Below are 12410 nucleotides of genomic sequence, written 5' to 3' on the forward strand. Positions count from 1 at the left end.
GGCGTGGACCACGCAGTTTCGGGTTCTTGTTGTAGCGCACCACAACGGCGGGGAGCATGACAGGATGACGCATCCGGACGGCTGGACGACGGTGGTGGACCTGATCGAACGCGTCGTGGGCGATGACGAACTGCTGCCGTCGGTGGTCGCCGGAGTCCGTACCACCGTGCGGGAGGTCTCCGCACTGCCCACCTCCGACATCGCCGGGCACACCCGCGCTCTGCTGGTGGCCGCAACCCGCGCATTGGCCGCACGGCGTGGCCCCACCGAAGCTGAGCTGTCGTTCGTCGCGGACCTCGGTGTCACCCGTGCCCGGCAGGGCGTGCCGATCGAATCGGTGCTGGGCGCGATCCACTTCGCCGAGCGCGCGATCTGGGCCCGGGCCCGGGAACTTGCCCGGGACCAAGGCGTCAGCGCCGAGCAACTGCTGGACGTCCGGGACCTTTACGACGACTGGGCCGAGGCCGTCCGGGCCCGGCTGATCAGCGCGCATCGGGCTACCGGAGCCAGCACGGATCCGCTTCCCGGGCGCCGGGACACGGCCCTGCTGCGGCGGCTGCTCCAGGGTGGTTCGGCGGCCACGATGGCAGCCGCCGAGGCCGGCCTTCCGGTCACCGACGGGCTGTGGGTGCTCGTCGCCCGGCCCGGGGAGACCGCCGCCGGCATCGAACGAGCCGTACGCGAGCACCCGCCGGTGCTGTGCGCAACCGTGGACGACCTGATGGTCGGAGTCTTGTCCCGGGCTCCGTCCGCCCGCCTGAAGGGGATCGGGGCCGTGGCAGGGCTCGCCGGTCCGGCCGAACCGGAGAAACTCGCGCCGGTGCAGCGGCTCGCCACCGCGGCCCTGACCGCCGCCGAGTCCACCGGCCGCACCGGACTGATCCACATTGCCGATGTGGCCTGGCTGGCGGCGTTGACCGAGCGGGCAGACCTGGCAACGGTGCTGCTCGACCGGTACGCGCCCGCTTGGGCGACACTCGGACCGACTGCCGAATCGGTGGCGCACGCCGTGCTCGCCTGGCTGGAGAGCGACCGCGATGTCCACCTCGCCGGGGCGAGACTTTTCGTGCACCCCAACACGGTTCGCAATCGGGTCCGGCGCTTCGCCGCCGTCACCGGCATCGACCCGGCGGGCACCTTCGGCGCCATGACCGCCTGGTGGCTTTGCCGAACCAGGCTGCACGACGCGACCTGATCTCGCACCGCGCGGCGTGTAGTCGAGGCGGTTATTCCACTGTCGAACGATACGTTGCCAACACAGGATCACCACCCTCCCACCAGACGGGAAGATCGGAGCCAAAAATGGTAAAGAAAGGCCGTGGCCCTTGTTTTCCGCAGGTCAAGACCTTGGTGACACCCGGAGAACCAGCAACAGCAAGGAACACCTGCAAGGCCCGTTACGCCGACACACCCACCTGCGAAGAGTAGGATCCCCAATCGGCGCATCCCCGGTTCCACATCAGACTCTCGTGGCGAACGAGGAGATTTGAACCCAGGAGAGCCTCTTGTCGAGCTTGCGCCGATCTCGCCCCCGATCGACGGCTAGATGAGGACGGGATCGCGTCGAGTAAAAATGGCGTCGTGGAGACCAGGGTCTGGGTGGATGACTGGCAGATGCAGTGCTGCGGCGAGCCGTTTACGGTTGGCGATCGAGTCTCCTGGAGGCTACGAGACCTGGACCCCGAGTGGCCTGGGCTCGTGCTGGGCAGCGACCTGGCCCGTGGCGTTGACAAAGCCGAGGAACACCACGGACGCGTGAGCGAGGATGCAGCCCCTGTCGTGGGGATCGTTGCCTCGATCCATGCCGTGCACTGTCGGTATGCCCCGCTGCCTGACGAACCTTCCACTCACCTCTTCCCCGTGCCCGGATCCGGCACCATGACCTCGGTCCGGTCCGCGGACGGATGGACTCCCGACCGCGGCGACCTCAAGTTCGCCGGATACGTGGTGCAGCTGACCCGCGAATAGAAGGAACGACCGGCCCCGGCATCCGCACCATCTACAGCCAGACGCTGAGCCAGATAACTCGGCGTAGCGACCAGATCGCGGCAAATCCGGACGCAGACTCGATTCATTGACTGGTCACCGATGGGAGGATCGGCGGTGTGATCCAACTGCCGGAGGGATCTTGGCGGGACTGGGACGTACTGCACTTCGACGGCTCCCAGCTTCGGTTAGCCGCGGGACACAACCTGACCTACCACCACGGTCTCGAGGTGGTCTTCACCGACGTCGCATACCTGGCCTGCCCGACCCAGTTCTGGGATCCCCGGTTCCGGGAACCCACCCTCGACGAGCGCGCCCTGGTGCGCCGGCACGTCGGTGAAGAATCACCGGTGATCGTTGCCTTCGACGTCGATGCACCAGCCGGGGGCGGTCTTCCTGCCTGTGTCGTCGCAGCAGGGTCGGTTGAGGTGGTACTCGGCCTGGTCTACCGCTACTGGCGCGACAACCTCTCTGCTGGAGAACGCCTGGCTCCGCACGTGCGGCCGCCAGAGCAATCGTAAGGTCCCCACCTCGCCGGAAGCTGCGGCTGCTACTGACGGCGAAGCCCACCACAGGGGAGAGCACGCACGATCGGCAGCAAGTCCGGACATTCGATTGTCCGCCTCAGGGGCCGACGACCTCGGCTGATCCAGCTTCCCCTCGGGTTTCAGGGAGGGTTGTCGGGGTGGTGCGGGTTGACTCGTTCGCCATGCTGAAACCGCAAGCACACGTCCGGATCATCCGAGGAGAAGTATGGGCAAGCCGGTCAAGACTGCCGCCGTCCTTGTCGGGCTCGGCGTCGGCGTCGCAATCGGTCCGACCCTCGGACCGGCAGCTGTCTGGTCTGGCGTCGCGATTGCCGTGCTCGGCGCCGCGCTCTGCCTGGTCGGTACAGGGGAATCCGATCTCGTCGGGGACGGCCTCGTCGACCGCGACGAGGATGCCGCGGTGGCAGAGGACGGGCCGCCCACAGGAACACCGGTCGCTGCCCCACGACGGCGGAACCGCCAGCGGCCAGGCCTCGGTGGCCTGGGCACGCGGGTAGAACAAATTCTCAAACTCGCCGAGGAGCAGGCCGACGACCACCGTGCCGAGGCACGGCGCGAAAGCGAGGCGATCGTGACCGCTGCCCGACGGGAGGCCGAGGCGATCCTGAACCAAGCCCACGAACAGGCGGCCGGGATCACCGGCACCCACCGGGATCTGCCTCTGGCACCGCCCACCCGGTCGGCTGCACCGAATGGAGATCCAAGCCCTCCCGGATGATGCAAGCGGAGCCGCCGCACGGGTCCCAATCTCGCAGGCGGCCCACCGAAGGCCGCCCGGTGCAACCGGGCGATGACACCGCAGAGGTCGCACTTCGCAGGGCGCCCCGGAGTTGCAGGACTCGGAACAACCGCATAGCCCTCATCGGCACGACGGTCACCGCCACGCTCGACCAGCGGCAGATCAGGACGCCCAACTCCGCGCTGCCTTCGTCGTTCTTCCTTGGAAGAGGGCTCGGCTGCGGGTGCGTCTGGCCAGCATTTCAGGTGACTGGGAGGTCGACCCGTCGTCCGGTTCCGTCCGGGGCGTTGTCGTCGGTGACTACGGCGAACACGCCGGCCGGTACGCCGACGAGGGTCGCTACCCGTGACGCGGCGGCCAGCAGGCTGGCCTCGGTCGCTGCGGTGATGAAGAAGACATATGCGTCGCCGAGTTCCTCGCCGTCGTCGTACACCTCGATCGCGCCTTCGTCTTCCAGCTCGCTCAGGAAGTCCTCGATCTGATCGATCCAAGGATACGCATAGTCGTCCGGCTCAAGATCAGGAGCTGGTGCCAACGGAATGTGGATCTCGACGATGTCGGCCATGACGACATGATCGCCCAGAGGGCGGCGAAAGCGAAGCGCTCGAAGCAGGGCTGCCACTGCACAGACAGCGGCATGTGCGGATGCTGGCTCAGGGCGGTCAGGCTGACATACCGGGGTCCTACGATCCGGGCATGGTGCGGGTTGAGGCTGTCGTCGCTGCGTTCGACCGAGCTGCCGAGCAGCTGCGGTTTCCTGAGCCGGAGCATCCCTACAGTTATCTGATAGCGGCTCGGCTGCATGCTTTCAGTGACGGTGAGCGGTGGGCACTGGTCGTGGACATCGTCGGCTTTAACCCGCGCGCCGCCAACGTCGTTGACGTCCTACACGGTCTCGGGAACTGCCTCACCGGCACCGACGAGCGCTGCACCAGTCGGTCCATCAACCGCATTGACAACTACGCGGACCTGTTCGAGTGCGAGGCTGGCATGACCCGATACCGCCAGGTGCCGATCACTATCCGGGGGCAGGCCGTACGCGTCGACGCCGCTGCGACGATCAGTCCCCCGGACCTGTTTCGCCTCCTCGTTCCCCAGCATCGCGATCGTCTGCTGGCCGAAGACGCGGAACTGCGTCAGCTCGTCCCGAGAGATCTCCCGCAGGTGCTGCGCTTGGACGACTGGCACCACACCGCGCTGCGGGTCCAGCGGCCCAACCCTGAGCGAGAACGACAGCGCCATCTGCACGAGAACCGCTCGCGTCACACGCTGCCGCAGCACCGCGTACCGTTCGAGGTCCGCCCGAGTGACATCGAGACCTACCAGCAGATCGCTGACGTGCTCGCCACTGCCGACCCGTCCCGCTACCGGCCGACCCTGCCGGGCAACACGCACTGGAGCAACTGGCCGATGTCAGGGGCGTTGTGAAGACGTCACCCGCACAGCCCCGTCACCGTGACGACACGCATCACCCGCTCACCCGGGCGCGACCCTTCCCCTCTCCCTCACCGAGCCTGCAGTTGCCCACCTGAATTCCCACGATGGTCAGCGCTCGACCAGCGGCAAATCCGTGCGCCGTCCTTTCCCGGGTGACGCTGCCGCTGATTACACAGGGAGATGACCCGCGTCTTGTTCGGTATTGTCGTACCGCGCCGATCGCCAGACCCTCTGAGCCCACGCTTGGTCGGAGGCGTCGTCGTGCATGCACGTGATACAGAGGATGCCTTCGGAGGTCGCGGCATAACCGTAGAGATCATGCTGCGGCTTACCGTCGACGACCACTGTGAGCCAGAATGCCCGTCGCACCACCTCGCCGTCTTGCTCCGACAACTCGCCGTCGCACCGTTCGGGCAAGTCTCCGCTGAATTCGGCGATCGCAGCGTCGGCTGTCATGGCTTTCGAGGTATCGAACGCCTCGATGTGAACGGTCCGGCCGCGTCCGGCGAACATCATGATGCCGTCGGCCGTTCGCGAGCCCAGCCCGGCGGTGCGTTCCACGGACCAGCTCGCGGTGATCTGCTGGCGGACCGAAAGCGGCAGCGGGTGCCAGATCCGACTGAGCACATCGTCGCGGTCCCACGCCTCGGTCAGCACCCGCGACAACAGACTGTTCCGTTCTGCGACCAGATACGGCAAGGTTGCGGCATCGCGGACCTCCGCCCGGGCAATCTCACCGAGCAGCCCGGGCCATGGTTTGATCGCGTTCGCAACCTCACCCCGGAGCGTGAGATCGGTGTACTCGGGTGTGGTCCAGACCGCGTTGGCGTGGCGCAGTTGCTCGTCGTCGAGCTTCAGCCAGACCGAATACGTCACGCTTGCGCCACCGGTCAGGTGCACCGGCATGAGACAGCGCAGGAAGCCGCCTACGCCCTCGATCCGCTGGAAATCGGAGTTTCCCCAGGCCGACGCCCGCTGCTCGGCAGGCAGGGCCAGGATCGCGTCCGGCAACGACGACCGGATGTCAAGGTCGACACCATCCAGAGGCTCACCGCAGCACGAGCAACCAGGCACATGATCGAGCACACCGGGACTGTACGAGAAGCTCACCCCAGCGTCGAACGCCGGCAGGCACCACGACGCGTCCGCCCGACGAGCCCACGGCATGGCCGCCGAAGAGGCGACACATGTCGGATGCCGCATTCCGCCGAGGCGGACTCGGCGTGGGTGGTGAGTGTCTGGGAGCAGCGGCCCGTCAGTGTTATTCCGTCCTTTGTCTATGCCTCGGCGGTGTTGACGATCAGGTTACGTAGTGTGCTTGTCAACCGGCGGGCGGCGTTCAGGTCGAAGGCGGGTCCGGTGACGTCGATCGTGCGGCGTACCCGGAAGGCGGACAGTGCGGAGTCTGGTGGTGTGTCGATCCGTTCGACGATTGGCTGGATCGCTCTGTCGACCGGTGTGGCGAACAGCTTTGTCATGATGCTTACCGCGGTGCGGGTCGGTTGTTTGAATGGTTCGGCGAGTCCGGTTTTCACGAACAACGGGTTATGCAGCACGTACCGGATGGGGCTGTCGGGGTGCTCGTCGGTGAAGGCGACGCCGAGCAGGTCGTTGGCGCGGGCGCCTTGCATGGTGGCGGCGAGGGGCCGGTAACGTCTGCGGAGTTGGAGGTCATCCCAGTGCAGCCCGCCGGCCGTGCCGCCGGTGCCGCACAGGTTCACGATGACTGGGTGTGGCGCTCGTTCCAGTGCCGTGCGCAGTTCCTCGGCGAGCAGGAACCGGCTGAGCACGTACAGCGCGAAGGTGCGCTCGATTCCCTCGGCGGTTTCCTGACGCTTAGTGTGGTAGCGAAAGGCGCCGAACACGAGAGCGTCGATGCTCGGGTACCGCGTGCGTAGCCGGTCGGCGAGCCGGACAGTCATCGTCGGCGAGCTGAGGTCGGCGGGCAGAAACGAGCACCGGTCGCCGGCGCGGAGGTTACCGGCTTCGGCGAGTAGAGTTTTACCCTTGATCTGGTTCGTTCCGACGGCGATGACTCGGTCGCCTCGGCTCAGATAGTGCAAAGCCAGTGCCTTGCCGATGCCCTGGGTTCCGCCGGTGATGACCAAAGTGCGCACCGGATGCTCCTTTCCACCTGTCGGTACGCTCGATCTTCGGCTGGCGGCTCAGGACGGCGAAAGAGGGAACCTTGATGTCCCCACTCATCCCGGTGCCGATTTCGGCGCAGGACCGATCCTCGTGTGCGGCAGCGGACGTGCTGCGGCGAACCGGAGACAAGTGGAGCGTGTTGCTGATGGCGGTGCTCGCGCAACGGCCGTACGGGTTCAACGAGCTTGATCGGGCCGTGGACGGGTTGAGCCGGCGGATCCTCATCCGGACGTTGCGGGCGCTGGTGCGCGACGGGCTGGTAGACCGGACACCGCATCCCGGCCTTGCTGCGCGCGTCGATTACGCTCTCAGCGACCTGGGTCGATCGTTGTTGCCGCTCATTATCGCGGTCGGCCGCTGGGCGGAAATCCACGAGCACGACATCCGCAACGCACGCATGCGTCACGACGCCGTTGATGAAGCTTGCTGATGCTGGCATCCGCATCTCGGCTACTTGTTTCATTGACCTGCGACCGTTGCCGGCCAGGCTTCGGTCGAGGTGCCCGGGTTGTCGCTCTCATTTCGGCTGCCCACGCTGGTCGTGTGGCTCTCATTTGGCCTGCGTAGCCCGGGCGTCGCCCCAGGGCGGGGAGAGGCTCAAGAGGGGTTTGCTCGGCTTGAAGTAGCGTTGCCCTCCCGGCTCGACAACCCAGGTGGACCGAGCATCGGAGGACGCGTTGACTGTCATGTCGGATCGTGTGGTCATCGGGATGGACCCGCACAAGCGCTCGGCCACGATCGAGGTGATGGCCGGCGACGAGACCGTCGTCGGCGGCGGCCGGTTCGACACCGACCGCGACGGCTACACGGCGATGCGAAGGTACGCTCACCGATGGCCGCACCGGGTCTGGGCGATTGAGGGCTGCCAAGGGATAGGCCGGCACATCGCCAACCGGCTCCTGGCCGACGGCGAGCAGGTCGTCGACGTGCCACCGAAGCTGTCGGCCAGGGCGCGGGTGTTCGCCACCGGCCAGGGCCGCAAGACCGACGCCACCGACGCCCACTCCATCGCCCTGGTCGGCACCCGCATGGCGGGCCTGCGGCCGGTGGTCAACGACGAGCAGCTGGCCCTGCTGCGAATTCTGGTCGACCGGCGCCGCTCCCTCGGCGAGGACCACACCCGGATGGTGTCCCAGCTGCACCAACTCCTCCTCGAACTCATTCCGGGTGGCGCGAAGAAGAGCCTGTCCGCCGCCCAAGCCAAAGCCCTGCTGGCCACCGTCCGTCCCCGTGACGCCGTCGGGAAGGCCCGACGGCGGGTCGCCGCGGAACTGATCGCCGACCTCGAACGCATCTACCGACGCACCAAGGAAGCCGACAAGGAACTCAAGGACCTGGTCGCCTCCACCGGCACCACCCTGATGGACCTGCACGGCATCGGACCCTCCGGCGCCGCCCGGCTGCTCGTCGAGGTCGGCGACATCACCCGGTTCCCGAACCGGGCCCACTTCGCCTCCTGGAACGGCACCGCCCCCATCGACGCCTCCTCCGGCGAGCAGATGCGACACCGGCTCTCCCGCGCCGGCAACCGGCAGATCAACCGGGTGCTGCACATCATGGCCACCGTCCAGCTACGCAACCCCACCGAAGGACGCGCCTACTTCGACCGCAAGAAGACCTCCGGCAAGACCTCGATGGAAGCCATGCGCGCCCTGAAACGACGCCTGTCCGACATCGTCTACCGCAGCATGACCAACGACGCGGTGGCCACGGCGGCGGGCCCGGGAGGACAACAGGGAACGGCAACTGGCTCCAGCGTGACCGACTCTCATCCCCAAGCCGGCTCTTCGGAGAAGTCACTTCCCGGACCCGCCGCCACCCAGGATAGAACCCTCCTCCCGGCGGTGTCTTGACACAGAGGGGAGCCAGAAGCGGATACTCGATCACCTCCCGGATTTTCGGGTTGGCGGAGGCTTGCCGGTAGGGGTATCGGCTGTTCAGCGAGCATGCGTTCGGTGTCTGTTGGGAACCGACGGCCTTGCCACACGGTCTCATGAACATGACTGTCCGACGGATCGGATTGTTGCTCGTGGCCGTCCTGGCAGTGGCAGCCTGTTCAAACGGCTCCGGGCGCGCGCTCCACCTCACTCAGCCGGTAGTTTCCTGCCCGCCCGTGGACGGGCTGGCCGGACAACGCTCTGGGAACCCGTTGCCCACGGACTTCCGTCCGGTCTCGGCCGTCCGGTGCACCTTCGGGCTGTCCGTCGAGCAGTCCGCAGATTCGCCCTCGTCCGGCTTCGCCTGGGTGGCCGCGCAGCGGTCCGCCGGTCCGTTCGACGGCCTCGTTCGGGCGCTGCACCTACCGCCGCAGGAGGAGCACGGCGAGCCGGTGTGTGCGGCGGTCTTCGTCATGCCGGTGTTGCTGGCACTGACGGACGCGTCAGGCAACACTCTCCTGCCGGCCCTGCCGGGTACCGTGTGCCGCACCCCGCTTCCCGAGGTGCAGTCGGCGCTCGACAGACTGACCTGGGTGGAGATCGACCGTCAGCAGTAAGCCGGTCGGTACCTCTGATCGTTTGCAGATCCGGGCGCCGGTGGAAGCCGTTGCGCTGATGGTGCGGCGACATTGAATAATCCGCGGGTGGATGTTGCCGGACTGCTCGCTCGGGCTGCGGCCATGGTGCCGGCTCATGTCGTGAACGAGGCCGGCGTGAGGGTGGTGGACGTACGCGAGTACCTCGACCACGACGAGTGGGAGGTCGCGTTCGACCTCCTCGCAGACCTCGACACGGGTTGGCGACCCCCAACCGTGTGGTGGGATCTGCTGATCGACAGCGCCGAGCTGATGTGGCTCTCCGATGCCGCCGCTTGGTGCCGCTGGGCTCGGTGGGCTCGGTGGGAGAGCATCCACGGGATCATCCGCGCTGAGTTGCGACTCCTGTCGCCCACCGAAGGCGGCCGGCGAACGCCGATTCCGGGCAAGGGCGCCGTCCGACCGCTGTGGGACCTCGGCCGGCGCACGGCTGCGGGCGATCCCGATCTGCTCGTGGCACGCGTGTGGGTGGAGTCCGCGCCAGCATTGCCGCCAGGCGCCACCGGGCCGGTCCGCTTGGGACCGCTGTCACCAGCCCTCTGGCGTCACCTGCAGCCGGGCATGACGATCACCATGCACGAGGGCCGACCCGCGGTAGGAACAGCCACCATCATCGAGGCGTCGAATGCGCGCTGACACCGGCCAAGACCGCGTCTCGTGCACTTTGCGCGAGCCTTGCCCAGGGTGACGCCCGATCGGGGACACAGGTGATCGGTTCGGATGCTGAGGGGTGGTGGACCTAAGCATCGATCTCGTAGCGGTACCAGCGTCGGCGATCGCCGTCGACCTGAAGCCAGAGCATCTCGTCACGGCCGACCTTTCCCCGCGCCCAACCTGACGGTTGCCGGCCGTCTGGCAGCAGCAGCTGCTCGCGTTCCTTCTCGACCACGACGTCGCCGTCTCGGCGGGCTCGACGAATGTCCCAGCGGTACCGGCCGCCCTCTCGGTGCTGGTCGAGGAAGGCGACATCGGCGCCGGAGACGGCCAGGCCGGAGCAGCTTCTGATGGTGTTCGACATGACCGCCCGGACACCCTGCGCGTCGAGTTCGACCAAGGGGAAGTCAGTGTAGGGACAGGCGTGTACGCGCTCCCGGCCGACGTTGAGGGCGTAGCAGTCGCACCAGACCACGGTTGGGGTGTCGGATGAGACCATCCAGGGCTCGCCGCCGCTGCTGTCCCAGCGTGCCAGGCCGAACATGAACCCGTACGAGCGTGTGCCGTCTGGATTGGCCGACCAGTAGCTCGACTCGTCGAAGTAGCTTGTCCAGATGTTGCCGTGGGGATCGGTCACGAGTTGCTCGATGCCGTCGCCCGCATAGAACGACGCCCGGAGCTGACCCCGACTATCGAACACCCGAACGTTCTCCGTGAGGTGAAGCTGGCCCTCCGGCACCGGCTCCCCATAGCGCTCGTACGAGACACCCGGCGGATCACAGCGAGCGGCCGCCAGCACCACGCCGTCGCCGAGCGCGTCGATGTCGGAGAACCACAGATCAAGATCCCTCAGCGGGATCTCGTGAACCTCCACGCCATCACAGATGAGGGCGGTCGCATCGTAACGCGGCGGCGGACGCAGCGCGGAGACGTACGGGACAGGAACGAAACCTTGGCCGGGATCGGCGACGAGGGCGACGAGCCGGCCGAGATGATCGATGCTGCAGGCCACGACCTCGAGATGGGCGTAACGGTCCGGAAGCGTCGCGTCGAGCGCGAGCCGGCGGTCAGTGGCCATAAGCCTTTCTGGTCGTCATGCTCTGATGATCGCACATCCAACGCGCACTCCCCGGGGGCGCGGCAGCAGTCTGTATCCCCGAAGATCTGCAACCTTCAGGTGAAACACCGCCGCCTCCGGGCTGACGCCTCCCAACACGAGCAGGCCCCAAGGCTAGCGACCCTTTGTCCGCGCCATGACGCCCGGTCATCGGTAGATCGAGGGCCGGGTCACCTTCGGCGACAAGCAACTCGCGGCTAAATGAGGAAGACCTTGCTGGCGGTGGACGCGTTGGGCGTTGCAGTCAGCGGGCTGCCGGGACCGGCACAGGGCGTGCGGCCGGCGGCACTCGCGCCATTCGTGAAGTCAGGTGGACTGTTCCTCGTTCCCCTTCGGCCGATCATGGATAAGAGCACGCACTTCCTGCGGGATTGCCGCACCCGGTAAACGGGGGGTTTCCGGGGGGCGGTTCAAATCTCCATCGAAGAAAGTCAAAGCCCTGACCGCGTTTCCGCAGGTCAGGGCTTTGACTATGTCGGGACGGCCGGATTCGAACCGACGACCCCTTGACCCCCAGAGAACCAGCCGGCTTGCCGGGGTCTGCCGAACGGTACCGGCTCCTGCCGGACATGCAGGTCAACGGGCAGGTGGCGGTCCGGGACAGGTCGGGCTCTATCGAGCTTTCCCGGAGCATCCGTGAGACGGGCGTGAGATATCACGGCAGTCCAGTTTGGAGTGCCGCTGGCGCAATCGCCAGCGCCACTCCCTCGATCACGACAACGCCGTATGCCGTCGCTACTTCCGGCCGCCGCGTCCCCTCCGATCGATTCAGCGCGTCCCAGCCACGCTTCTTTCGTCCGGCAATATCCCGGCATCGGGAGCCTCGAGCTCGGCGAGCATCTGTCTCCTGGCACTGGGCAGCACGGTGGAGGCGCTCGCCGCCGACCAGCTCCGGGCAGCCATCGCGGCGCTGATCGAGGAGAACCCGTCCCTGCTAGCGACGGTGCGCGCCGGCTAACTCGGGAGATCCTCGGTTAGCGCCCAACCCAGGCAGCCCGTCTCCCCTTGCCCGACGACCGGGGCGATAGAACCGCCAGGCCGGACCGAGCGCGTGCAGTAGCCGCGGACGAAGTTCTGCATCTGCGCCGGCAGCCGGCGCAGATGGTCGATGAGCCGGCACGTCGACTCTGCGTCGGCCTTCCGTCTTCAAAACCAGTGCCCAGCCGGCGGCTTTACCCGGGGGCGAGGTATCTGCCCATGACGCCCGCCTCCGCCGGAGGTAAGCGGTCATCACGCGCCGGTCAGAGC

At 66.9% G+C, this 12410-nt stretch carries 13 protein-coding genes; 9 read left to right on the forward strand and 4 right to left on the reverse strand.

Annotated features, from left to right (window positions below; translation table 11 throughout):
* Positions 1-64: 64 nt before the first annotated feature.
* From CLT74_RS10635 to CLT74_RS30205, 4 genes are all read left to right on the forward strand, one after another.
* Positions 65-1195, forward strand: a complete 1131-nt coding sequence (locus CLT74_RS10635; protein ID WP_099846395.1) for a helix-turn-helix domain-containing protein — start codon at positions 65-67, stop codon at positions 1193-1195.
* A gap of 386 nt (positions 1196-1581) precedes the next feature.
* Complete coding sequence (locus tag CLT74_RS31270; protein WP_486582229.1) at positions 1582-1968, forward strand: DUF6578 domain-containing protein; 387 nt, start codon at positions 1582-1584, stop codon at positions 1966-1968.
* A 137-nt stretch (positions 1969-2105) separates the two neighbouring features.
* Positions 2106-2507 (forward strand): hypothetical protein, encoded by a 402-nt coding sequence (locus CLT74_RS10640; RefSeq protein ID WP_099846396.1) that lies wholly within the window; start codon positions 2106-2108, stop codon positions 2505-2507.
* 232 nt (positions 2508-2739) lie between these two features.
* Positions 2740-3252, forward strand: a complete 513-nt coding sequence (locus tag CLT74_RS30205; protein ID WP_199172162.1) for a DivIVA domain-containing protein — start codon at positions 2740-2742, stop codon at positions 3250-3252.
* Between the two features lie 262 nt (positions 3253-3514).
* On the opposite strand, the gene CLT74_RS10650 is transcribed toward CLT74_RS30205, so the two are convergent.
* Positions 3515-3838 carry a hypothetical protein gene (locus CLT74_RS10650; protein WP_099846397.1) on the reverse strand — a complete coding sequence of 108 codons (324 nt, stop codon included), beginning with the start codon at positions 3836-3838 and terminating at the stop codon, positions 3515-3517.
* 131 nt (positions 3839-3969) lie between these two features.
* Here CLT74_RS10650 and CLT74_RS10655 point away from each other — a divergent pair, with 131 nt between their 5' ends.
* Positions 3970-4701 (forward strand): DUF7003 family protein, encoded by a 732-nt coding sequence (locus CLT74_RS10655; RefSeq protein WP_099846398.1) that lies wholly within the window; start codon positions 3970-3972, stop codon positions 4699-4701.
* A 177-nt stretch (positions 4702-4878) separates the two neighbouring features.
* Here the strand turns inward: CLT74_RS10655 and CLT74_RS31275 are convergent, their stop codons facing one another.
* Positions 4879-5796 (reverse strand): DUF2199 domain-containing protein, encoded by a 918-nt coding sequence (locus CLT74_RS31275; RefSeq protein ID WP_486582230.1) that lies wholly within the window; start codon positions 5794-5796, stop codon positions 4879-4881.
* Positions 5797-5987: 191 nt separating this feature from the next.
* Positions 5988-6827 carry an SDR family NAD(P)-dependent oxidoreductase gene (locus CLT74_RS10665; protein WP_099845254.1) on the reverse strand — a complete coding sequence of 280 codons (840 nt, stop codon included), beginning with the start codon at positions 6825-6827 and terminating at the stop codon, positions 5988-5990.
* 74 nt (positions 6828-6901) lie between these two features.
* Between CLT74_RS10665 and CLT74_RS10670 the strand changes: the two genes are divergently transcribed.
* The 4 genes from CLT74_RS10670 to CLT74_RS10685 all read left to right on the forward strand — a co-directional run bounded on the left by CLT74_RS10670 (position 6902) and on the right by CLT74_RS10685 (position 10027).
* Complete coding sequence (locus CLT74_RS10670) at positions 6902-7288, forward strand: winged helix-turn-helix transcriptional regulator (RefSeq protein ID WP_099845255.1); 387 nt, start codon at positions 6902-6904, stop codon at positions 7286-7288.
* Positions 7289-7544: 256 nt separating this feature from the next.
* A complete protein-coding gene (locus tag CLT74_RS10675) occupies positions 7545-8711 on the forward strand; it encodes an IS110 family RNA-guided transposase (RefSeq protein WP_486581939.1) in 1167 nt (388 codons plus the stop codon).
* A gap of 296 nt (positions 8712-9007) precedes the next feature.
* The gene (locus CLT74_RS10680) at positions 9008-9352 is read left to right on the forward strand and encodes a hypothetical protein (protein WP_143697131.1); all 345 of its coding nucleotides are present in this window, start codon (positions 9008-9010) and stop codon (positions 9350-9352) included.
* Positions 9353-9493: 141 nt separating this feature from the next.
* Positions 9494-10027 carry a hypothetical protein gene (locus tag CLT74_RS10685; protein ID WP_486582231.1) on the forward strand — a complete coding sequence of 178 codons (534 nt, stop codon included), beginning with the start codon at positions 9494-9496 and terminating at the stop codon, positions 10025-10027.
* A gap of 103 nt (positions 10028-10130) precedes the next feature.
* Here the strand turns inward: CLT74_RS10685 and CLT74_RS10690 are convergent, their stop codons facing one another.
* Positions 10131-11123 (reverse strand): hypothetical protein, encoded by a 993-nt coding sequence (locus CLT74_RS10690; protein WP_099846401.1) that lies wholly within the window; start codon positions 11121-11123, stop codon positions 10131-10133.
* Positions 11124-12410 lie beyond the last annotated feature (1287 nt).

Source organism: Verrucosispora sp. CNZ293, from assembly GCF_002754655.1.